Source organism: Sphingomonas sp., assembly GCF_017304635.1.
Taxonomy (GTDB): Bacteria; Pseudomonadota; Alphaproteobacteria; order Sphingomonadales; family Sphingomonadaceae; genus Sphingomonas.
Map to the genome: position 1 here is coordinate 1,159,107 of NZ_JAFKMA010000001.1, position 22,705 is coordinate 1,181,811.

Annotated in this window: 20 protein-coding genes; 6 read left to right on the forward strand and 14 right to left on the reverse strand. The window is 67.6% G+C overall.

Features of this window, described 5'->3' with window-relative positions:
- Positions 1-121: 121 nt before the first annotated feature.
- From J0I47_RS05900 to J0I47_RS05910, 3 genes are all read right to left on the reverse strand, one after another.
- Positions 122-4,327, reverse strand: a complete 4,206-nt coding sequence (locus J0I47_RS05900) for a translocation/assembly module TamB domain-containing protein (RefSeq protein WP_294045528.1) — start codon at positions 4,325-4,327, stop codon at positions 122-124.
- Positions 4,327-6,456: a BamA/TamA family outer membrane protein gene (locus tag J0I47_RS05905; RefSeq protein WP_294045897.1), complete on the reverse strand. Its 2,130-nt coding sequence runs from the start codon at positions 6,454-6,456 to the stop codon at positions 4,327-4,329. The genes J0I47_RS05900 and J0I47_RS05905 overlap by 1 nt, the downstream gene beginning before the upstream one ends.
- Before the next feature lie 148 nt (positions 6,457-6,604).
- On the reverse strand, positions 6,605-7,045 hold the full coding sequence (locus tag J0I47_RS05910) for a MarR family transcriptional regulator (RefSeq protein WP_294045529.1): 441 nt from the start codon (positions 7,043-7,045) through the stop codon (positions 6,605-6,607).
- Positions 7,046-7,177: 132 nt separating this feature from the next.
- Here J0I47_RS05910 and hppD point away from each other — a divergent pair, with 132 nt between their 5' ends.
- From hppD to J0I47_RS05925, 3 genes are all read left to right on the forward strand, one after another.
- On the forward strand, positions 7,178-8,242 hold the full coding sequence (gene hppD, locus J0I47_RS05915) for a 4-hydroxyphenylpyruvate dioxygenase (RefSeq protein ID WP_294045530.1): 1,065 nt from the start codon (positions 7,178-7,180) through the stop codon (positions 8,240-8,242).
- 134 nt (positions 8,243-8,376) lie between these two features.
- Positions 8,377-9,678, forward strand: coding sequence for a homogentisate 1,2-dioxygenase (hmgA, locus tag J0I47_RS05920; protein ID WP_294045532.1), 1,302 nt, complete (start codon positions 8,377-8,379; stop codon positions 9,676-9,678).
- A 92-nt stretch (positions 9,679-9,770) separates the two neighbouring features.
- Positions 9,771-10,103, forward strand: coding sequence for a hypothetical protein (locus J0I47_RS05925; RefSeq protein WP_294045533.1), 333 nt, complete (start codon positions 9,771-9,773; stop codon positions 10,101-10,103).
- A 53-nt stretch (positions 10,104-10,156) separates the two neighbouring features.
- Here the strand turns inward: J0I47_RS05925 and J0I47_RS05930 are convergent, their stop codons facing one another.
- From J0I47_RS05930 to J0I47_RS05945, 4 genes are read right to left on the reverse strand one after another with little or no spacing between them, the layout of a single operon-like run.
- On the reverse strand, positions 10,157-11,572 hold the full coding sequence (locus tag J0I47_RS05930; protein WP_294045534.1) for a coniferyl aldehyde dehydrogenase: 1,416 nt from the start codon (positions 11,570-11,572) through the stop codon (positions 10,157-10,159).
- 27 nt (positions 11,573-11,599) lie between these two features.
- Entirely contained in the window at positions 11,600-12,067 is a 468-nt protein-coding gene (locus tag J0I47_RS05935; RefSeq protein WP_294045535.1) for a hypothetical protein, read from the reverse strand.
- Complete coding sequence (locus J0I47_RS05940; RefSeq protein WP_294045536.1) at positions 12,064-12,813, reverse strand: A24 family peptidase; 750 nt, start codon at positions 12,811-12,813, stop codon at positions 12,064-12,066. The genes J0I47_RS05935 and J0I47_RS05940 overlap by 4 nt, the downstream gene beginning before the upstream one ends.
- A complete protein-coding gene (locus tag J0I47_RS05945) occupies positions 12,806-13,060 on the reverse strand; it encodes a hypothetical protein (RefSeq protein WP_294045537.1) in 255 nt (84 codons plus the stop codon). Before J0I47_RS05945 ends, J0I47_RS05940 begins: the two co-directional genes overlap by 8 nt.
- 109 nt (positions 13,061-13,169) lie before the next feature.
- On the opposite strand from J0I47_RS05945, the gene J0I47_RS05950 reads away from it, so the two are divergent.
- On the forward strand, positions 13,170-14,357 hold the full coding sequence (locus J0I47_RS05950) for an acetyl-CoA C-acyltransferase (protein ID WP_294045539.1): 1,188 nt from the start codon (positions 13,170-13,172) through the stop codon (positions 14,355-14,357).
- Here J0I47_RS05950 and J0I47_RS05955 read toward each other — a convergent pair.
- On the reverse strand, positions 14,354-14,860 hold the full coding sequence (locus J0I47_RS05955; protein ID WP_294045540.1) for an SH3 domain-containing protein: 507 nt from the start codon (positions 14,858-14,860) through the stop codon (positions 14,354-14,356). The two genes, J0I47_RS05950 and J0I47_RS05955, sit on opposite strands and share 4 nt — an antisense overlap.
- Positions 14,861-14,960: 100 nt before the next feature.
- Here J0I47_RS05955 and J0I47_RS05960 point away from each other — a divergent pair, with 100 nt between their 5' ends.
- Together J0I47_RS05960 and J0I47_RS05965 are read left to right on the forward strand one after the other, a co-directional pair.
- Entirely contained in the window at positions 14,961-15,953 is a 993-nt protein-coding gene (locus J0I47_RS05960) for a D-glycerate dehydrogenase (protein ID WP_294045541.1), read from the forward strand.
- Positions 15,954-15,979: 26 nt separating this feature from the next.
- Positions 15,980-16,456: a GNAT family N-acetyltransferase gene (locus J0I47_RS05965; protein WP_294045543.1), complete on the forward strand. Its 477-nt coding sequence runs from the start codon at positions 15,980-15,982 to the stop codon at positions 16,454-16,456.
- Here the strand turns inward: J0I47_RS05965 and J0I47_RS05970 are convergent.
- The 6 genes from J0I47_RS05970 to J0I47_RS05995 form a co-directional block, all read right to left on the reverse strand.
- The gene (locus tag J0I47_RS05970; protein ID WP_294045545.1) at positions 16,453-17,148 is read right to left on the reverse strand and encodes a glutamine amidotransferase; all 696 of its coding nucleotides are present in this window, start codon (positions 17,146-17,148) and stop codon (positions 16,453-16,455) included. The two genes, J0I47_RS05965 and J0I47_RS05970, sit on opposite strands and share 4 nt — an antisense overlap.
- Positions 17,149-17,202: 54 nt before the next feature.
- A complete protein-coding gene (locus J0I47_RS05975; protein WP_294045547.1) occupies positions 17,203-18,606 on the reverse strand; it encodes a nitronate monooxygenase in 1,404 nt (467 codons plus the stop codon).
- Positions 18,607-18,672: 66 nt separating this feature from the next.
- Positions 18,673-19,809, reverse strand: a complete 1,137-nt coding sequence (locus J0I47_RS05980; RefSeq protein ID WP_294045548.1) for a glycosyltransferase family 4 protein — start codon at positions 19,807-19,809, stop codon at positions 18,673-18,675.
- Positions 19,810-19,841: 32 nt separating this feature from the next.
- Complete coding sequence (locus J0I47_RS05985) at positions 19,842-20,963, reverse strand: glycosidase (protein ID WP_294045550.1); 1,122 nt, start codon at positions 20,961-20,963, stop codon at positions 19,842-19,844.
- Positions 20,960-21,751 (reverse strand): SDR family oxidoreductase, encoded by a 792-nt coding sequence (locus tag J0I47_RS05990; protein WP_294045551.1) that lies wholly within the window; start codon positions 21,749-21,751, stop codon positions 20,960-20,962. Before J0I47_RS05990 ends, J0I47_RS05985 begins: the two co-directional genes overlap by 4 nt.
- Before the next feature lie 34 nt (positions 21,752-21,785).
- On the reverse strand, positions 21,786-22,670 hold the full coding sequence (locus J0I47_RS05995) for an alpha/beta hydrolase (RefSeq protein ID WP_294045553.1): 885 nt from the start codon (positions 22,668-22,670) through the stop codon (positions 21,786-21,788).
- Between the last annotated feature and the right edge of the window lie 35 nt (positions 22,671-22,705).

Below are 22,705 nucleotides of genomic sequence, written 5' to 3' on the forward strand. Positions count from 1 at the left end.
CGGAAGGCAACTTACAGGCATGTCAGTAATCTCATCCGTCATCCCGGCGTAGGCCGGGATCGCCGGCGGTGGCGCAACGCGGCCAGCGGCCCCGGCCTTCGCCGGGGCGACGCCGGCATAATCAGAAATTCTTCTGATACTTCACGCTCGCGCCCGACCCGCCGAACGAGCTCATCTGCGACAGCACGCTCAGGCTCTTGGTCAGCGAAATCTCCAACTGCGTCGCGGTGAAGCCGCGGGCGTCGGTGATGATCTCGATATAGATGTTGCGCGTAATGTACTTGCCCGCGGCGAGCGCCGTCCCGCGCCCGGTGGCGTCGTCGGCGCCGAGGATGCGCAGGCGGTCGATCCCGACCGCGCCGCGCAGCTTGCCGAGCGGATTGACGCCCCCGCCCGACCCGCGCAGCGAATTGAGCGCGGCGGCGAGCTGAATCGCCTCGGTCGCCGACAGATTCTCCGGGCTCGATCCGAACAGCAGCCGGCTGAGCACCTCGTCCTGCGGCAGTTGCGGCGTCGAGGTGAAGGTGATCTGCGGATGCTGGCCGGTGCCGGCGATGTCGATGACGGCGGTGATGCCGTTGGTATCGGTCGTCGCCTCGATATCGAGATCGGGATCGGACAGCGCGTTGCCGCTGAAGCGGATGACGCCGCGCGCCAGGTCGAAACGCTTGCCGGCGAAGCTGTAGGTGCCACGCACCTCGTCCGCCCGGCCGTAGACGGTCGGCGCCGCGGTCGTTCCGCCGACGCGCAGGTCGATGCCCCATTCGGACTCGAGCCCCATGCCGCTGACGAACAGCTGGTTGGGCGCGTGGACGTGGAGGTCGAGCTTGAAGTTGCTCGGCGGCGCGGGGACGGTGTGCGGGCGCGGCAGGTCGCTCTTGCGGCGGACACCCTTCAGCTCAGGCACCTCGCCCTGCCCCTGATACACGACTTCGTAGCGTGCATCGGGGATGAGGATATCGCCCTTGATGAGACCGCCATTGGCGCCGTTGGTGACGCTGATCGTGCCGGTCGCGCTGGCGGCCAGCGCATCGCTGTCGGCAAGCGCGGCGTTGTTGAAGCTCGCCTGAAGGTCGATCGGGAAGCCGCTGTCCGCCGCCAGCCCGATCGAGCCGTGCGCGTCGACCGTGCCCTTGCCGGCCCGCGCATGCAGTTGCGTCAGTTCGAGCCGATCGTCGGTGAAGCGCCCGGCGATCTGCATGTTGGTCAGCTTCGTGCCGAACGCGGTGTTGATGTAGGTCAGGTCGTCCGCGCGGACGATACCGCTAAAATGCGGCGAGCCGAGCGTGCCGGAGAAGTCGGCCGCCACCGCAATCCCGCCCGACGCCTGCTGGTTCGCCAGCCCCGCGAGCGAGAACAGCACGCCGGCCGGACCGTTATACCGCACCCCGCCGGTCAGCGGCGAGGCGTAGAGGCGATCGGTCAGGCTCGCCCCCGCGCCGAGCGGCGCCAGCGTCGCCTGGAACCGGCCGACGGTATTCGCACCGCGCTTGACCAGCGCGCGGGCATCGCCCCCCGCCGCGGTCAACCGCGCGAGCAGGACGATGTCGACCGGCTGCGACACGACCGACGCGCTCGACCGGGTGAAGCCGGTGATCGTGAGCCGGGCGTCGACGTCGGGCACGGTCGCGGTCGGCGACTGGACGTAATCGACGCTGCCGGTCGCCGCACCGTCGATGTAGAGCCCGTTGGAGAAGGCGCTAACGATCGACAGATCGAGCTGGTCGAGCCGCGCCTGGATCGCGGTGGTGCGGCCGAACGTGCCGGCGATCCGCGCGCTGCCCTTGTCGAATACGATCTGGGTGGGGTTCAGCCGGTACTCGCCCGCCAGCGGCTCGATCCGCGCCGGGCTGGCGGTGTGGAACGCGATGCCGTTGGCCTTGCCCTGCAACGCGACCAGCCATTGCCTGGGCGACAGCCGCGCGTTCATCGCCAGGTTGAACGGCACCCCGCTCGACCCGTTGGCGACCGCCTGCGCGGTGCCAGCGCCATTCGCATAGTCGATCTTGGCGCGCGCCGAGGTGACCACGGTGTCGCCGTAGCGCAGGTTGGCGACCTGCACGTCGCCCAGCACGCGCGGCGCGTTGGGATAGAGGATGACGGTCGCGGTCGCGATCGCCCGGCCGATCGTGAAATCGGCCGCTCCCGGGATGCGCGCGTTATAGGCGTGCGCGGCGATGTCGGCCCGCTGCACGTCGCCCTGCGCCGCCAGAGTTGCGGTGCCGTTGACGCCCGATCCGCTGAACGCGAGCTTGCCCGCGAACGGCCCGGCGGCGGTCTGCTGCAACGTGCCGAGCAGGTTGACGCCGGCGACCTGCGTGCCCTGCCGCACCTCGACCGTCATCGTCTTGCCGACCTTGAGCAGCACGTTGGCGCCGAACGGCCCGTAATCGGTGCCGCCTTTCGCGACGATGGCATAGCCGTCGGCATTGCCGCGAATCGTCGCTTGCAGGTTGGCGAGCCCGATACCGACGCCGGGGCGCGGCGCGTTGACGACGATGACCGGCGCGGCGGCGCTGCCGGTGACGCGCGCGGTGATCGGACCGTACGCTTTCGAATAGCCGTCCGCGGTCACCGCCAGCGTGCCGTTGGGCAGGTACCGCCCGCCACCGCGATAGATGCTGAACTGCGGCGCGGTCAGTTTCAGGTTCTGGAAGGTGATGACGCCGTTCGTGTCGTAGCCGACGTCGCTCGACACCAATGCCTGCCCGCCGAGGAAGTTCTGCACGCCGTCGCTGAAGATGCGCCGCGTCTTCGCGACGACATGGCCCTTGATCCCGAAACCGCCCCTGGGCTCGGTCACCAGCTTCGCGTTGGTGGTCAGGTCGACGATGCCGACACCGTCGATGACATAGTCGTTGACCCGGCCCTTCAGCGCGCCGGTGTAGCGCCCGCTCGGCAAATCGGCGACGACGATCGCGGTGGCGTCGATCCGGTCCGACTTGATGCGCAGATTGTCGGACAGCAGCTTGCCCTTCGAATAAGCGAGGCTGCCGCCGATCGAGACGTTGTCGAGCAAGCCGCCGGTCGCCGCGTTCAGCCCGGTCACGCGACGCGCGCGAGCGTTGATCGGGACCATCACATGGTCGGCATCGACCGTCGCCTTGCCCGATGCGCTCAGCCCCTCGACGCCGGTCCCGTTGAACGACAGTACGGCGGCGGTCAGGCTGTAGCCGACCGTCGGCGTGACGAACGGGCCGTCGAGCGCCAGATGCAACGCGACGTCGCGGCCGGCCAGATTGGGCAGCATCGCGCCCGGCGTGAGCAGCCGAGCATCAAGCGTAAAATTGCCGAAACTGTTGGTGCCGAGGTCGATCAATCCGTTCGCCGCCACCGCCAGCGCCTGCGACGTCAACGTCATCCGCGTGTTCGCCTTGCGCTGGTCGAGCGTCGAATCGATATCGACCATCATCCCGCCCGCGGTCAGCCGCTCGACCGGTCCGGCCATGTACAGCCCCGGATGCGTCAGCCCGCGGATCGTGAAGCGCCCGTTCTGCGCGCCGAGATCGAGGTTGGCGAGGCTTTGCCCGCCCAGCGTCGCGAGACCCTTGCCGCGCCAGGATTTCCAGTCGCCCTGCCCACCGATCCGCACCTGGAGCGACGCCTTCACCCCGCTCATCGCCGCGACGACGCCGTCGCCCGGCGCATCGAGCACGACGTTGATGCCCAACCGATCCTTGTCGGGCACCGCATCGAGCCTCAGCCGCAGCTTGTCGCCGCCCAGGATGCCGGGCCCGCGCAGGGCGTCGGCATTCGCCACGATCTGCGCGCGGCGCTCGGCGATATGGACGCTGCCGTCGAACCGGATCAGGTGCGGATCGCCGGTCACCGACTTGGCCAGCACCAGCCGGTCGACGCGTAATTTGCCGATGTCGACGTTGATGTCGGGCAGGATCGGCGCGTTCGGATCGCCGGGCTTCAGCGCCGGCGCGCGCGTCATCGTCACCGTCTGCGCGCTCAGTTCGTTGATGTCGATGTGATTGCCGAAGAAGCGGAACGGGTTCCAGTCGAGCGTCGCCGAGGGCGAGGTCACGAACACGCCGTTGGGATCGCTGACGCGCAGGTCGAGCAGTTCCATCCGGCCATAGATCGACCCGCGGATTCGCCCGACCTTGATGTTCAGCCCGGTCTCGGTCGTGTAGCGCGCCAACTGCGACACGATGAAGCGGTGCCCCGGCGCGGTGTCGAGCACGACATAGACCAACGTCAGCAGCGCGAGCAGGCCGGCGAGCACGATCGCCAGCCAGCGCAGCACGCTTTGCCACCATGGCCGGCGGACGATCACGATCGTCTCGCCGGCGTCGTCGGCGGTCGCCTCGCCGGCCATCAGAACGCTTGCCCGATCGAGATGTAGAGCGCGATGCGGCTATCGCCCGGACGGCGGTTGAGCGGGGTCGCGACGTCGATGCGGATCGGCCCGAAATTGGTGTAGAAGCGCCCGCCGATGCCGGCGCCCAGCCGCCAGTCGTTGAACTTCGGCATGCTCGACGCATACGAATTGCCGCCGTCGAGGAACGGGACGATCCCGAAATTGCCGAAGCGATAGCGCGCCTCGAGCGCGAATTCGTTGAGGCTGCGCCCGCCGACCGGATCCCCGTTGGGATCGAACGGTCCCAGCCGCTGATAGCCGTAGCCGCGCACCGACCCGCCGCCGCCGCCATAATAACGCCGCGACGGCGCGAGGTCGTCGCGCTCGATCCCGACGATCGACCCAACCCGCACGCGTCCGGCGAGCACCAGGCTGGTGCTGACGGGGTAATACGCGCTCGCCTCCGCCAGGCTGCGCAGATACGGCCGCGCCGCGCCGCGCACCGACGTTTCCGGGCTCAGCGACAGCTTCACGCGATATCCGCGAGTCGGGTTGAGCAGGTCGTCCGACGTGTCGAACTGCCCCATCACCGGCAGGGCGGCGATGAAGTACGTCCCCCGCTGCCGGTCCATCGTCGCGAAATCGTAGGCGGTCTCGTTCGTCCCGGTCAGCTCGAAGCCGTAATAATAGGTGAACTTCTTCTGCCAGATCGGGGTCGAATCGTACGATACCCGCCCAATCAGCTGGATCGTGTTGGCGTTGAACGCATCGTAATTGGAGTGTCCGGCCGCCAGCGACAGCGTCAGCGTGCGGTCGCGTTGCAGCCAGTTGGAGCGGCGGAAGGTGACGCTCGCGCCCTGTTCCTGCGTGCCGCCGATCAGCGTACCGACGAACGCGCCCTCGGGCGGGAAAGCGTTACGCGCGGTGAACGTCCCCTCGGCGCGGAACCCCTGCCCTGTGCTGTAGCCGGCGGTGCCGGAGACCGAGCGCGTCTTGCCGATCGTCTGGTCGACCGCGATGTCGACGATCCGCGTGCCGTCGGGATTGTTGCGGCCGGTATCGACCGGCGCGACCGACACGGTCGAATACATGCTCGTCGCGACCAGCGCCTTGCGCAGGTCGTCGGTCAGGCGGGTGTCATAGAGGTCGCCCGGCTTGAACCGGCGCAGCACGCGGACATGCTTGGCGTTGAACGGCCGCCCGGTCACGACGACGTCGCCGAAGCGCGAGCGCGGGCCGAGATCGACCGGCAGCGTATAGTCGCCGGTGAAGGTCTTGTCGTCGAGCAGGATGTCGCGCGTGCCCAGCCGTGAGAAGGGATAGCCGGTCTGGCCGAGTTGCAGGCTGACGTTCGCCTCCGCCCCCTGGACGCGATCGGCCTCGATCGGATCGCCGGGGTTGAGGTTGAGGTTCTTGACGATCAGGTCGGTCGGCACGACCGGCCCGCTGTCGATCGTCACCGTGCCGAAGCGATAGAGCGGCCCCGGCGTCGCGTTGACCGTCACGCGCAGGCGGGTCTTGTCGGTCGGCACCGGCTCGATCGTCGAGATCGCGCTGCCGTCATAATAGCCCTGCGCCTTCATCAGGCGGATCGCGAGCGCTTCGTCCTCGCGCGCCCGGGCGCTGACCATCGCCTTGTTCGCCGCCTTGCCGCCTCCCTTCTTGAGCGACGACAGCGACTTGAAGCTGCCTTCCAGCCCCAGTTTGTCGAGCCCGACGACCGCGGTGTCGTAGCGGACCTCGGCAGCCTTGTCGGCGACGGTGTCGGCGACATCGTTGGGCTTCACATTGGGGTCGAGCGGCGGCAGCGGCTGGGCGAGTTCGGCGGGCGGCTCCGCGACCGGCGGCAAGGTGCCGGGTGCCACGTTCGGGGCGGGCGTCACCGGCGGCACCGTGCTCGCCGGCGGCGTGGCAGCGGTCTGCGGGGTGAACGGCGCTTCCTGCGGGATCGGTTCGAGCGGCGCGTTGATGTCGTTCGACAGCTTGGGCAGCGCGGCGTTGAAATCCTTGTCGTCGATTACCGGCGTGCTGCCCTGCGGATCGGTCGCCGGCGTCGGGATCGCGACGGGCTTTGATTGCTGCGGAGCGGCCTCCGTCGACGTGGGAGTCGGGGTCGGCGCGGCCTGCCCGGTCGCGGGCACGGCCATCTGCTGCGCGATGACGACGCCGGGGACCAGCGCGCCGATGGCCACCGCGACACAACGACTGGTAACGAAACGCGTCAACACGGCCCCTTTTCGGGGCTCTGGTTGCACGACCCCTCCAACACCGCCAACGCGCGACCGCGCATCGGGTTCATTCGAATTTTCCTGCCGCCTGCTCGATCCGGTCGAGCATCGCCGACAAGGCCGCGCGTTCCTCCGCCGCCAGCACGCCGAAGATCACCTTTTCGAACTCCAGCGCCTTGGGCGCGACCTGCTCGTAGAGCGCGCGCCCGGTCTCGGTCAGCGCCAGCAGGTGCGAGCGACGATCCCCGGCGTTGGGCGCCCGTACGACCAGCCCGCGATCGACCAGGGCCTGCGCCGCGCGGCTGACCGTCACCTTGTCCATCCGCGTCGCCATACCCAGCGCCTGCTGCGTCAGCGCACGCCCTTCCGCAATAACGGCGATCAGTCGCCATTCGGGAATCTTAAGTCCGAACATCCGGTCGTACGCGGTCGCGATCGCCGCCGACACGCGGTTGGACACGATCGACAGGCGGTACGGCAGGAAGGCGTCGAGCTTCAGGTCGGACATTCCCACCACGCTAGCGCCGCCCGCACGCTTCGTCACCCCGTCAAGGAACGAGCGGCGCGGTATCGTATTGAGGGTGGACCACCCCGTCGATCCGCGATATAGTTTCACCTGAAACCACTTCGGAGCGCAATCATGACCGACCGCCACGACAATCCGATGGGCCTCGACGGCTTCGCCTTCGTCGAATTCACCTCGCCCGATCCGGAGGCGATGGCGGGCTGGTTCGAGAAGCTGGGCTTCACGCATGTCGGCACGCACAAGTCGAAGAATGTCCGCCGCTACGCACAGGGCGAGATCAACTTCCTGCTCAACATGGACATGCAGGGTCAGGTCGCCGGTTTCCGCGAGGCGCACGGCCCTAGCGCCAACGCGATGGCGTTCAAGGTCGCGGACGACGAACAGGCGCTGAAGCTCGCGGTCGAGCGCGGCGCGGTCGCGGTGACGGGCAGCAACGGCCCCGGCGAACTCGATATCCCGGCGATCGAGGGGATCGGCGGCGCCAACCTGTATCTCGTCGATAGCAAGGACGACATCTGGGGTACCGACTTCGTGCCGACCGGCAAGGGCGTGGACGACAATTCGGTCGGGCTCGAGATCCTCGACCACCTGACTCACAACCTGCAACGCGGTCGGATGGATTACTGGGCGGACTATTACGAGCGCATCTTCAACTTCCGCCAAATCCGCTATTTCGACATCGAGGGGCAGGCGACCGGCCTGTTCTCGAAGGCGATGACCGCGCCCGACGACAAGATCCGCATCCCGCTGAACGAAAGCCAGGACGAGCATTCGCAGATCGAGGAGTTCATCAAGGACTATAAGGGCGAAGGCATCCAGCACCTCGCGCTGACCACCGACGACATCTTCGCGACGGTCGACAGGCTGCGCGCCAACGGCATCGTGTTCCAGGACACGCCCGACACCTATTTCGACCTGATCGACAAGCGCCTGCCGGGGCATAACCACGACGTCCAGGAAATGCGCAAGCGCAAGATCCTGATCGACGGCGCGCCGGAGACCGGCGGCGGACTGCTGCTGCAGATCTTCACCGCCAACATGGTCGGCCCGATCTTCTTCGAGATCATCCAGCGCAAGGGCAATGACGGCTTCGGCGAGGGCAATTTCAAAGCGTTGTTCGAAAGCATCGAACTCGATCAGATCAAGCGCGGCGTCGTGCCGGGCAAGGTCGAAGCGTAAAATCCTTCTCCCGCTGGGAGAAGGTGGCGCGAAGCGCCGGATGAGGGCAGCGATAGCGACCTGCCCTCACCCTTCCGCCGACTTCGTCGGCTCCCTCCCTCTCCCGACGGGAGAGGGAGTTTAGGCGAGGCACCATGGCTGACGCGAACTACATGACCGGCTTCGGCAACCACTTCGCCACCGAGGCCGTGCCCGGGGCCCTCCCCATCGGCCGCAATTCGCCGCAGCAGCCCGCCTTCGGTCTCTACACCGAGCAACTGAGCGGCACCGCCTTCACTGCGCCGCGCCACGAGAACCGGCGCACCTGGATGTACCGCTTGCGCCCGAGCGCCGCGCATCCCGCTTTCACGCCCTATGACGGCGCGCCGCGGTTCGCGCCGGGCGTGTCGAGGAAACCGCCCGCCCCCAACCGCCTGCGCTGGAAACCGCTGGCGGAGGCCGCCGACGCCGACTGGCTCGACAGCCTGACGACGATGCTGGTTGCGGGCCCCGACATCAGCAACGCTCCGCGCACGCAGGCCGGCGTCGCGATGCACCTCTATCACGCGACCCGCGACATGACCGATCGCGTGTTCGCGAGCGCGGACGGCGAATTGCTGATCCTGCCCGAACAGGGCGCACTACGACTGCTGACCGAGATGGGGCGGATCGACATCGCCCCCGGCCAGGTCGCAGTGATCCCGCGCGGCGTGCGCTTCCGCGTCGAGCTGAGCGACGGCCAGGCGCGCGGCTATGTCGCCGAGAACCACGGCCAGCCCTTCCGCCTCCCCGACCTCGGTCCGATCGGCTCGAACGGCCTCGCCAACCCGCGCGATTTCGAGACGCCGGTCGCCTGGTTCGAAGATGTCGAGCGCGACTATGCGCTGGTGCAGAAGTTCGAGGGGTCGCTGTGGACCACCAATCTCGGCCGCAGCCCGCTCGACGTCGTCGCGTGGCACGGCAATTACGCGCCGTATCGCTACGATCTCGCGAAGTTCAACACGATCGGCACGGTCAGTTTCGACCATCCCGATCCGTCGATCTTCACCGTGCTGACCTCGCCCAGCGACGTAGCCGGGACCGCCAATGCCGACTTCGTGATCTTTCCGCCGCGCTGGATGGTCGCCGAGGACACGTTCCGCCCGCCCTGGTTCCACCGCAACGTGATGAGCGAGTGCATGGGGCTGCTCTACGGCGCCTACGACGCCAAGGCCGACGGCTTCCGCCCCGGCGCGATGAGCCTGCACAACATGATGAGCGGCCACGGGCCCGACGTCGCGAGCTGGAAGGGCGCGAGCGAAGCCGACCTCAAGCCGCACAAGATCGACGGCACGATGGCCTTCATGATCGAAAGCCGCTGGGTGTTCCACTGCACCGACTACGCGCTGGAAACGAGCGCGCTGGACGAGGATTATGACGAAGTGTGGTCGGGGTTCCCGAAGGCGGAGGTGCCGTGAATTGGCGTTGGTATGCGCCCAGCCCCAAGCTTGGAAAGCTCAGGTTCATCCGACATCGATAGGCATGTCCGACACGAAATCGGGAGGTATTCATGCTGCCGTTGATTATGCTCGCCGCAACACATGCCGCTAGTTCCATACCGACATGCAGCAATCCCTCTCCAACAGCAGCTTTCGCGGTCAAGAAACTTCCGCAAGCCGTGCAAAAAGCTCTACCTTATCGCCTTGCCGATCCGGGCCAACCGTTCAATGTTTCCGATGCTATTGCCAAAGGCGATGAAGCTCGGCCATTTGCTCGTTTGATTTGCGGCTACCCCACTAAAGAGGGATATGTGATCGAGCGCGAACGGGGCGGTCGAGGATATAGTGTTGGTTCCATCCGGCTCGTCAAAACCGCGAGCGGTTACAAGGGCGTGTCCGGCTAGACGATACGGGCGCCAGCAATGCGGTGGATGTTCGATGTTCGCCACTGGCGTCGTCACTTCATCTGCCGCCGCGCACTCGCCATCGTCGCCTTCCCATACGGCGGCATGATCCCCGCGAGTTTCGCGACGTTGATCTTCGGCTGGCGATATACCGCCTTCGCATGGCTGAACGTCTTGAATCCGTCCTGCCCGTGATACGCGCCCATCCCCGACGGGCCGATGCCGCCGAACGGCAGTTCCTCGTTGGTGATGTGGAAGATCACGTCGTTGAGCGTCACCCCGCCCGAGATCGTGCGGTCGAGCACGCGGCGGCGCTCGGCATCGTCATGGCCGAAATAGTACAGCCCCAGCGGCCGGTCGCGGCGATTTACCTCGGCGATCGCGTCGTCGATGCCGCCGGCGTAGCGGCGCACCGGCAGGATCGGGCCGAAAATCTCCTCCTGCATGACCGTCATGTCGTCGGTCGCATCGCGAATGATGTGGAGCGGCATCTTGCGGCTGTTCGATCCGGCGAAGTCCTCATTGGCCGGGTTGACCGTCTCGATCGTCGCGCCCTTGGCGCGGGCGTCCGCCAGCCAGTCCTGCAACCGCTGATGATGCCGATCGTTGACGATCGACGTGTAGTCGGGATTCGCCAGCAGGGTCGGGTACATCGCCGACACCGCCGCCTTCAGGCCGTCGACCACCGCCTGCTCCTGGCCCTCCGGCACCAGCATATAATCGGGCGCGAGGCAGATCTGGCCAGCGTTCATCATCTTGCCGAGCGCGACCCGCTCGGTTGCCTGCGCGATGTCGGCGCCCTTGCCCACGATCACCGGCGACTTGCCGCCGAGTTCGAGCGTCACCGGCGTCAGGTTGTCGGCGGCGGCGTGGAGGATGTGGCGGCCGATCCCGGTTGCGCCGGTGAAGATCAGATGGTCGAACGGCAGTTCGGCGAATGCCTTCCCGACTTCCGGCCCACCGGAGAAGAAGACCAGTTCCTCCGCCGCGAAATAATCGGGGCAGACCTGCTCGAACAACGCGGCGGTACGCGGCGTGTATTCGCTCGACTTTACCATCGCGCGGTTACCCGCGGCCAGGATGTTGGCGAGCGGCGCCATCACCAGCTGCACCGGGAAGTTCCACGGCGCGATCACGCCGACCACGCCCTTGGGCTGATACTCGATCCAGCCCTTGCCGCCGAGCAGCCCGAGCGGAAACGTCACCGGCCGCCGCTCGGGTCGCATCCAGCGGTCGAGATGCTTGATGGCGTGCTTGATCGGCGCGATCGAAGCGGCGATGTCGGTGACCATCGACTGTTCGCGGCTGCGGTGACCGAAATCCTCGCTCAGCGCGTCGCAGAAGGCGTCGGCATGGTCGCGGATCATCGCGGCGGCCCGCGTCAGGCGATCCTTGCGGATCGTGGCGGAGACGGGGAGTTCGTCCTGAAACGCGGCACGCTGTGCGGCCAGAATCTGCTTCATTTCCATCCCCTGCCTCCCCGACTTATGACGCCCTCACGCGCACCCGATCATCCCGCCGACCGACACGACGATCGTATCCTGCCCCGCCCGGTCGATCCGCAGCGTCGAGTCCCCGACTCGCGCGCCGCCCGGCACGTCGTCGGCCGCCGCGACCTGGAGATCGAGCGTCGCGGTGACGTCGCCGCCGCGATACTCGTTGCTTTGCGAGAAGCCGTAGCCGCCGGTGCCGTGCTGCGCGGTCAGCGCGAAATCCTGCACCTTGCCGCCGATCGACAGACGCAGCACCGACGGATCGGCGACCGCCATCGCCACCAGCGCATGGCTTGGCCCGCGCGTCCACAGGAACGCGGCACAACCGCGCGCGGGCAGCTGCTGCGTCGGGATCGCGCCGATCGGCAGGCCGTCGACGCTGGTCGGCAGCGGCGGCGCGGCTGGCGCCTTCTTGTCCCGGGCGAGCGCGGGCGCGGCGACGAGCAGCAAGGCGAGCGGGATCAGCTTCATGCGCCATACGCTACCATGACGAGCCACACCGGGTAAGCCGCGATCGCGAGCAGCGCGCCGAGCGGGTAGCGATCGCTCGCCCCGACCGCCCGCCCGCGCAACCGGTCGATCGCGACGGCGCCCAGCCCCGCCACGCACGCGAGCAGCAACACGAACGGCAGCATCGCCCAGCCGACCCACAACCCGATCGCGCCGAACAGCTTGGGATCGCCACCCCCCATCCCTTCGCGCCCGCGCATGCGACGATAGGCGAACGCGATCGCCCAGAGCGACGCGAAACCGGCGACACCGCCGATCAACCGATCGCTCCAACCGGGCGGCACGATCGCGCCGGCCGCGAGGCCCGCCAGCGCCAGCGGCAGGACGAGCGCATCGGGCAACCACAACGCCAAGACATCGAGCGCGCCGAGCGTGAGGAGCAGCCAGCCGAACACCGCCCCCGCGACTCCCGCCCAGCCCGGCAGCGCGAATCCGCTGATGATGCCGAGGACCGCGCAGCCCAGCTCGATCTGCCAATGCATCGCCGCGATGCTCGCGCCACAACTCCGGCACCGGCCGCGCAGGATCGCCGCGCTCGCCAGCGGCACCAACTCCCACGCCGCCAGCCGCCGCCCGCACGCGTCGCACGCCGACCGGCCGCCGATCACCGACCGCTCCTGCGGCCAGCGGATCACCACCGTCGCCAGGAAACTCCCGACGATCGCGCCGAGGATGCCGAGCCCGACCGGCCAGCCCCACTCAGCCATCCGGCTTCTGGCGGATCAGGTAGCGGTAGACGCCGAACAGGTTGACCGCGAACAGCACGGCGTTCTGCGTACCCAGCGCGGCATCCTTCGACAACAGCGCGCCGACGATCCAGCAGATCGACGAGCCGACGAAGATGACGAACCCCCACCCCGTCACACGTCGCCCGGAATCGAGCGACGCCATCAGCGCGGCGACGATGCCGCTGATCGAGGCGGTCCATTTGAGGATGGTGATGATCGTCTGCATGCGACCGCACCTACGCGAAGCCGCCGCTCGCCGGCTTGACGCAGGGCAAATTGAATTGAGCGTCGCGCGCGCCTAGATCGCCACCAACCTGATGGGAGCCCCTGCCGCCATGAACGCCGATCCGATCGTCATCCTTTCCTACGCCCGCACGCCGATGGGCAGTTTCCAGGGCAGCCTGACCGGCGCCTCGGCGACGCAGCTCGGCGCGACCGCGGTCAAGGGCGCGGTCGAGCGCGCCGGGGTCGATCCCAAGGATATCGAACGCATCTACATGGGCTGCGTGCTCCCCGCCGGGCTCGGCCAGGCGCCGGCGCGGCAGGCGGCGATCCACGCCGGGCTCGGCGATCATGTCGAGGCGACGACGGTCAACAAAATGTGCGGATCGGGCATGCAGGCGACGATCATGGGGGCGGAGGCGCTGGCGGCCGGGTCGGTCGACCTGATCGTGGTCGGCGGCATGGAGAGCATGACCAACGCGCCGTATCTGTCGATGCGTCATCGCGGCGGCGCGCGGATCGGGCACGACGTGATGAAGGATCATATGTACCTCGACGGGCTCGAGGATGCGTACGAGCCCGGCAAGCTGATGGGCAGCTTCGCCGAGGATACCGCGCAGGAATATCAGTTCACGCGGCGGGCGCAGGACGATTACGCCATCGCCTCGCTGGAGCGCGCGCAAGCCGCCCAAGCCTCGGGCGCGTTCGATCGCGAGATCGTCGCGGTCGAAGTGGTGGGGCGCAAGGGTACCGACACGGTCTCGAAGGACGAGCAGCCGGCCAAGGGCGACGCGACCAAGATCCCGACGCTCAAGCCCGCATTCTCGAAGGACGGCACGATCACCGCGGCCAACGCCTCGTCGATCTCCGATGGTGCCGCGGCGCTGGTCCTGACGCGGCAGTCGGTCGCCGACACGCTGGGCAAGAAGCCCGTCGCGCGGATCGTCGCGCAGGCGGCGCATGCCCACGCACCGGCCAAGTTCACGACCGCGCCGGTCGCGGCGATGCAGAAGGCGCTCGACAAGGCCGGCTGGAGCGTCGCCGATGTCGACCTGTTCGAGGTTAATGAAGCGTTCGCGGTCGTCGCGATGATCGCGATGCACGACCTCGGCATCCCGCACGACAAGATCAACGTCCATGGCGGCGCGACCGCGCTCGGCCATCCGATCGGCGCGAGCGGCGCGCGCATCCTGACGACGCTGGTGTCGGCGCTCCAGACGCGCGGGCTGAAGCGCGGCCTCGCCTCGCTCTGCATCGGCGGCGGCGAAGCGACGGCGGTCGCGGTGGAACTGATCGACTAGTCGATCGTCTCGGTCGGATCGACGCCCCACAAGCGGCTGACCTCGACGAATCCGCCGCGGCCCATCACGTCGAGGTAGCACCAGCCGTTGCCGCACTTGCTGATGCGGCCGACCACCCCCGGCGCCGCGCGCCAGTTGACCTTGCCGGCGAAGCGGGGTGTGTCGCGCAGTTCGGCGATCTCGCCCTTGACCATCGCCGCGCGAGACTCGCTGACCAGGTTCGCCTGCATCCAGCCTTGCGTGCCGTCGGGATCCTCGACCTTGCGCCACTGCGCGCCCGACCCCTTTTCCTTGAACAGCTCGATCACCCGCACCGGCAGGCCTGGCCGAACATAGGACCAGCTGACCGGATAGGTGCGCCCCGGTCCGGTCCGCATCCGCACTTCCTTCGCCTGTAACGACGCGAAATACGGCGGTTTCTTGTCCACCAGCGCGGCGATCGCCGGCACCGCCAGCCCCGCCGCCGCCATCATCGTCACCACGCGCGCGATACGCTGCCGCATGTCTAATCCCCTGTTGACCAATCGAACGGCACCCTACCGTGTCCCACCGCCGCGCATCAACCGAGTTGACCTGCGTCGAAACGCTCGCCAAGCCTCGATCATGCCCAATTCGAGACGAAAACCGCGTGTGATCGTGACTCGCGAATTGAGCGATGCCGTGATGGATCGCATGGCCGAGCTGTTCGACACGCAGTTGAACCGCGAGGACGTACCGATGACGCGCGACGAGCTGATCGCCGCGCTGTGGGATGCCGACGTGCTGGTCCCGACCGTGACCGACGCGATCGACGACGAGGTGATCGAGGCGGCGGGCGAGCGGCTGAAGCTGATCGCCAATTTCGGCAACGGCGTCGACCATATCGACCTGAAGGCAGCGCGCGCGCGCGGTATCCTCGTGACCAACACGCCGGGCGTGCTGACCGACGATACCGCCGACATGACGATGGCGCTGATCCTGTCGGTGCCGCGCCGGCTGGCCGAGGGCGAGAAGCTGGCGCGGTCGGGCCAGTGGCGCGGGTGGAGCCCCGGCGCGATGCTCGGCCACCGGATCGGCGGCAAGACGCTAGGGATCGTCGGCATGGGCCGGATCGGCCAGGCGGTCGCGGCCCGCGCGCGGGCTTTCGGGCTGGCGATCCACTATCACAACCGCCACCGCCTGCCGGCGGCGCTGGAGGATGAACTCGGCGCGACCTGGCACGCTGACCTCGATGCGATGCTGGCGACGTCGGACTTCGTCACCATCCACACGCCGCACACCGACCAGACCGAGCAATTGATCGATGCGCGCCGCCTCGCCTTGCTCAAGCCCGACGCCTACCTCATCAACACCTCGCGCGGCACCGCGATCGACGAAGCCGCGCTGATCGACGCGCTGGAAGCCGGCCGCATCGCCGGGGCCGGTCTCGACGTGTTCGAGCACGAACCCGCGATCGACCCGCGCCTGCTCGCGCTGTCGAACGTCGTGCTGCTCCCGCATATGGGCTCGGCGACATACGAAGCGCGCATCGCGACCGGCGAGCGCGTCATTCGCAACATCCAGCACTGGTCCGACGGCCACCGCCCACCCGACCAGGTGCTTGAGGGCTGGGTCTGAGCGATTTCGTTCTCGTCGGCGCGCGGTTGCGCTTTCGCCCGTTTGCCGCCGACGAATTGCCCTTGCTGCAAGACCTCCACGCCGACCGCGCGGTGCAGCGTTACATCGAACCCGACGGCGTCGCATGGACGAACGAGGCTCTGGCGGCAAAACTCGCCTCCTATCGAGCGGATTTCCACGCGCATGGCTGGTCGAAATTCGCCGTCTTTGATGAACGTGCCACCTTCGTCGGACGCGCCGGATTCGCGCGCTTCGAGACGGGGGAACTCGAGCTCGGCTACACGTTTCGGCGCGATTGCTGGGGACGTGGCTACGCGACCGAAGCCGCGACGGCCCTGCTCACCTGGATTCGCGCCACCGCACCGAAGGAGCCGATCGTCGCGTTCGCGATGGTGGACAACGCCGCTTCGATCGCCGTGCTAACCAAGATCGGTCTGAGGCGCGAAGCCGACCGATTCGTCCACGGCGCGCCGCACGCATGGTTTCGGGACGTTAGGGCCTAGCTCAGCCCCGCCAGCCAGTCGGCGATCATCGCGCGGCCGGCGGCGACGGCGGGTGGGCCGAGGCGGTCGTGATCGGCGCGAAGGGCGTCGGGCGTCTTGCCGACTTCCGCGATGTCGGCGGCGTCGTTGGTCAGCCAATGGTCGAAGCGCTCGTCCTCGCCCATTTCGGCGTGGAACTGGAGCGCGAGCAGGTTACGGCCGCGCGCGAAGGCCTGCGCGTAGAGCGGCGTCGTCGCCAGCAGGTCCGCGCCGGCGGGAATGTCGAACGTGTCGCCGTGCCAGTGCAGCACATCGGTCCCCGCCAGATGACGGAGCGGCCCCGCCGTCCCGGCCGCGGTCAACGTCAGCGGCGCGAAACCGATCTCGCGCGCCGGCCCCTTACGCACACGCGCGCCCATCGCCGCCGCGATCAGCTGGCTGCCGAGGCAGACGCCGAGCGTGGGACGATCCGCCGCGATCCGCCGCCGCAGCACCGCGATCTCGTCGTCCAGCCACGGAAAGCGGTCGTTGTCGTACACGCCCATCGGCCCGCCCATCACGACGACCAGATCGGGCGCGAGGATATCGAGCTTCGCACACCCCGCATGATGCGCCGCGACGCGTTCGATTTCGTAGCCGGCCGCCTCGACCGGCTCGCGGTATCCGGCAATGCCTTCGTGATCGACGTGGCGAATGACCAGCGCGCGTTTCATTCGCGTGAAGCTAACCCGTGATGGTTAGCGCGCCATTAACCGCCATGCCCGCGCTCAGTCCCCGGTCAGGATACGATCGATCAACTGCCCGACGGTGGGCACGAAGCCGTTCGAATAGAACGGGTCCTTCTTGAAATTATACGCGCCGTGGCCGGCGAACATCAGGTTCTGGTCGGTCGGGCCGCCATGGGCGATGTCCTGCAACGTCTTCTGGATGCAGAAGCTGCGCGGGTCGGCGAGGCGACCGGTCGAGTTGGTCTCGCTGTCCGCCCAGCTCGAGAACAGGCATTGCGACAGGCAGCCCATGCAGTCGGCCTGGTCCTTGCGGATTTCCGCTTTCTCCGGCGGCGTCACGAAGACGAGCGTGTTGTCGGGCGTCTTCAGCGCATCGGTGAAGCCGTGCCCGAACCATTCGCGCGCGCGCAGCAGGTCGTTGCGCGTCACCCAGAAGTTCTTGCCCTTCACGCCCACGTCGAGCTGGAAGGTATGGTCGCCCGCTTCCTGTGTCGAGAAGGCGATCTGCCGCTCCGACCGCGCCTCCAGCGCGCGCAGGAACGGATTCTTGACGGCGCTCGAATAGAAACCGGTCGGCGAGAAACGGTGCAGCAGCACCTCGCCCGGCTCGATATCCATCAGCTTGGCCTTCCAGCCGTCCGGGATCGGGCTTTCCCGGGTCAGCAGCGGTCGCGTGCCGAACTGGAAGGCGATCGCGCCGAGCTCCGGATTGTCGATCCAGTCGTTCCAGTCGCGCAGATACCAAACGCCGCCGGCCATCACGATCGGCACCTCGTCCGGAATACCGCCCTCGCGCATCGTCTCGCGCAGTTCCTTGACGCGCGGATACGGATCCTGAGGCTTCAGCGGGTCCTCGGCGTTGGACAGGCCGTTATGCCCGCCCGCGAGCCACGGATCCTCGTACACCACGGCGCCGAGCAGTTCGGCGACCTTCGAATAGGCGCGCTTCCACAGCGCGCGGAACGCGCGCGCCGACGAGACGATCGGCAGGTAGTTGACGTTGTAGGAGGCCGCGATCTCGCTGAGCTTGTACGGCATGCCGGCGCCGCACGTCACGCCCGCGACGAGGCCCCGCGTCCGCTCCAGCACGCCGTGCAGCACGCGTTGCGCGCCACCCATTTCCCACAGCACGTTGATGTTGATCGCGCCCTTGCCGCCGGCGATGTCGAACGCCTTTTTGACCTGCTGCACCGCGCCTTCGATCGCATAGTCGATCAGTTCTTCGTGACGCTGGCGGCGCGTCAAAGCGTGATAGACCTGCGGGATGATCTTGCCCTCGGGATCGTAGCTGTCGGCATTGACCGCGCTGACCGTGCCGATCCCGCCGGCCGCCGCCCACGCACCGGCCGAGGCGTGGTTCGTCGCCGCCACGCCCTTGCCGCCTTCGACCAACGGCCACACCTCGCGGCCGTTGTAGAGCATGGGCTTCAGGCCTTTGAACACTTCGATCTCCTGGGACGATAACGCGCAGCTATAGCGGATGACGCCGGCTAAGCGAGCAAATACGACTTAGGCCAGCACGCCCGGACGACCCATCGCGGTTTCGTACAGGTCGCGATAGGCGGCGATCATCACCTTCTCGTCATAGTCGGCGACGGCCTTCGCGCGATTGGCCTTGCCGACGGCGCTGCGCGCGGCCGGATCGACGGCGAGCGCCTGCAACGCGTCGCGCAGCGTCACTTCGTTTTCGAACGGCTGGACGTACGGCCAGTTCTCGCGCGAGATCATGTGCGCGATGTCGCCGACCTGCGGCGCGACGATGGGCAGGCCCGCCGCCATCCCCTCGACCACCGAGATCGGGAACTGCTCGCTCAGCGACGACAGCGCCATGATGTCGAACAGCCCGACGAAGCGATGCGGATCGGGCAGGAAGCCGGGCATGACGAGTTGGTCGGTCAGCCCCATCTGGCGCGCCGCGAATTCGATCGCCGCACGTTCCGGCCCCTCGCCGACGATGACCAGCCGGATGCGCGCCGAACAGCCGCCGACCGCGCGGACCAATGCGGGCAGGTTCTTGACCGCACGCAGCCCGGCCAGCGCGCCGACCACGACTTCGCCCGGCTTGCGCTGGAAACCGGGGATCGCCTTCGGGTCGGGCTGTCGCGCGTAGAGCGCGGTCGCGATGCCGTTCGAGATGCGGTGGAGCTTGGGCGGGGTCAGCTTCCACCGTTGCCGCGCGATCTGCTCCAGCGTCAGCGAGGGCACGACGACCGCATCGACCGCACCGAACGCGATCCGGCGATAAAGCGTGCGCCGCGGCTTCAGGCGGGCCGCCTCGTCCACGTTGAAGCCGTCCTCGTGATGGACGATCGGCGGCGCGCCTTTGGCGAAGGCGCGTTTCGCCATCACCGCGTCGATCGCCCCCCAATTGTAGCTGAGCACCAAGTCGAAGCGGCGCATGAACTTCGCGATCGTCTCGAACCGGCCGACCGAGGGGCCACCGGTCAGCGGCGGCGGGTCCTGCGCGATCTCGTATTTGATACCCTTCGCGATCGCATCGCGGGCCGACAAGGCACCGGGCACGCCGGACACGATCGTGTGCCGCGCCCGGTCGCCGAACGCGTTCATCAACCGGACCGCGCGCGCTTCCTTGCCGCCGAGATCGAACGACGAATGCATGTGCAGAATGTTGATCGGCTGGGGCATGGATCGGCCCTACCCAGCTTGGCGCGCCGGGATCAAGTCGCGGCGAAGACGCTCTTGGGCACATGCGTTATCCGGCACGCCAGATCGGCCTCGCCGCTCGCCACGACATAATGGTCGCCGGCGTCCGCGATGCCGGTCGTGAACACGACGTTCTTCAGATACATCAGGTCGTCAATCGGCTGCGTCAAATCGGGTCGCGCTTCGAGCAGCGGGTCGTGGCTGGTGTCGATCACCGTCGACGGATCGTCGCGGTCGAGGATCGACCAATAGGTGCGATAGATGCCGACCATCTCCGACGGCTCGACCCCGTGCCACAGCGTCAGCCAGCCGCGGTCGGTCGCGACCGGCGGCGCTCCCCCGCCCATCCGCGCGGTCGCCAGCGTCGCCGCATGCGGGCGGATGCCGGGCTTGTCATACGGTTTCCAGTGCAGCGCATCGGGCGAAGTCGACAGGTTGATCGACGGCCCCGCGCGCCACTCGCTGCCCGGCGGATAGGCGAAATAGAGATCGCCGAGCGGCCGCGTCTGCGCCCAGTATTTGTCGCCGATCTGTCCTTCGAAGATCAGCATGTCCTTGTTCTGGTGGTCGAGCACGATCCCCTTGAGCCGCCAGTCGAGCGCGTCGTCGGAGGTGTAGAGCGTGGTCGAATGCCGCTCCGGGCTGACCGAACAGGTGGTCATGAACCAGCGCTCGCCGACCTTGCTGATCCGCGCATCCTCGACGCCATAGCATTGGTATGGCGCGGCCGGCGCGATCGCGCGGTCGTAATGGATGTCCGCCACCTTGCGCCCATCGGCAGTCAGCTCGACCGGCAGCAGCCATGATAGGCTGGTCAGCGCCATCACCCGCCAGCCGCCGGTGCGCATCATGAACTTGCGCGGATCGGCGGTGTCGACCATCTCGATCGGCCAGGGATCGAGCACATAGCCGCCGTCATGCCAGCGGATCGCGTGGATATGCTGGTCGACGATCGGCTGACGCAGCGCCTCCGCCACCCGCACCATCAGCAGCAGATTGCCGTTGGGCAACCGCGTCATCCCGGGATTGAACGCGCCCAGGCAATAGGTCTCGGCATCGATCTGTCCGGCCAGCGGGCCGCGCGACAGATCGACGTCGCGCGGGTCGAACACCAGTTCGTCGAAGGGATAGGTCATTCCTGATCCTGCTCGCGCGGGGCGATCGTCAGTTGTTGCACGACCGCGCGACGCGGTTGCGTCAGCACGTAATGGACGCCGACCGCGATGTCCTCGGCGCGGAGCATCGTCTCCTCGCGGATCATCGCGCGCTGCTTGTCGGCCGGGATGTCGGGATACTGGAAGTCGGCGCCGGTCTTGCCGGGCTCGACCAGCGCGACCTTGATCCCCTGTGGCCCCAATTCCTTGCGCAACGCCTCCGCGAACCCGGCGATGCCGGCCTTCATCCCGGCATAGACGGTCGAGCCCGCTCCCAGCACGTGCGCGGACATCGATCCGATCAACACGATGTCGCCGCGATCGCCTATCGCATCGGCGGCGGCGTGGGCGCTCAGCAGATAGGCGGTGAAATCGGTGGCGATGGCATAGCGTAGCGACGCGTCGTCCATGTCGGTCAGCCCCTCCGCCGGGATCGCGGCGTTGACCACCGCGACGTCGAGACCGCCGAGAAACGCGGTCGCCTTGTCGACGAACACCTTGCTGTTCTTCGGGTCAGCGAGGTCGAGGTTGATGCCGTCACCCTCCCCCACCTCGCGGATCCGCGCCAGCGCATCCTCCAGATGATCGGCGTCGCGCCCGCAGACGAACACCTTCGCGCCCTCGCTCGCCAGCAGCACAGCGATCGCTCGCCCGATGCCGGTCGTGCCGCCGGTGATCGCGACTCGCCTGCCCGACAGGCTGGGCATCGCGGTATGCGCGTCGGCACGATCGGCGGTGGGGCGGTCGAGGGTGTCGGCTGCGTCGGTCATGATACCTCTCTGTTGGATGAGCCAACGAGACGCGTCAGGCGATGGCGGGTTCCTTCGCCACGCGCTTCAACAGGCGATCGACCGCAGCGATTGCAACGGGTTCGCTCAGGGTCGGGGCGTGGCCGACGCGCGGTACGGTCACCAGTTCGGCCTGGTCGAGCCGCTCCGCCATCCGCGCGGCGACGCTCGCGCCCAGCACGTCCGACCGCTCGCCGCGCACGATCAGCGTCGGCACGCCCTGCAACGCGTCGAGCGCCGGCCACATGTCGGCGCCGGTCTCGTTACCCGGCACGCGGAACGGCTCGGCGATCTTCATGTCGTAATCGAGCACGACGCGCCCGGCACTGTTGAGCCGGTACAGCCGCTTGGCCATCGCCAGCCAGTCCTCGATCCCGTAATCGGGATAGACGTCGGCGTTCCCCTCCTGCGCCGCCCGCGCGGCATGCATCCAGGTCGGCCAGGTCTGCGGCTTGCCGACATAGGAGCGGATGCGCGACAGCCCCGCCGCCTCGATCTGCGGCCCGACATCGTTGAGCAGCGCCCCCGCCAGCCGCCCCGGCGCGACGTTGGCGAGCAGCATCGTGACCAGCCCGCCGAGCGAGGTGCCGACCGCGACGAACCGATCGATCCGCAACGTGTCGAGCAGCGCCAGCACGTCGGCGACGTACGTCATCGGCAAATACGACATCGGATCCTTCGCCGCCGCGCTGCCGCCGCGACCGCGGAAATTGACCGCCAGCACGTGCCACTCGTCCGACAGTCGCTCGGCCAGTTCGGCGAAATCGCGCGCGTTGCGGGTCAGGCCCGGAAAGCACAGGATCGGCGGCCGGCCATCGTCCGTGCCGCTGCGCTTCGCATAGTCGCGATAGTGCAGCTTGAGATCGTCGACCTCCCAGTAGCAATTTTCATAGGCTGGCATGGTCGTCTCTGGTTGCGTCCTCGGCCCGGGCGCAC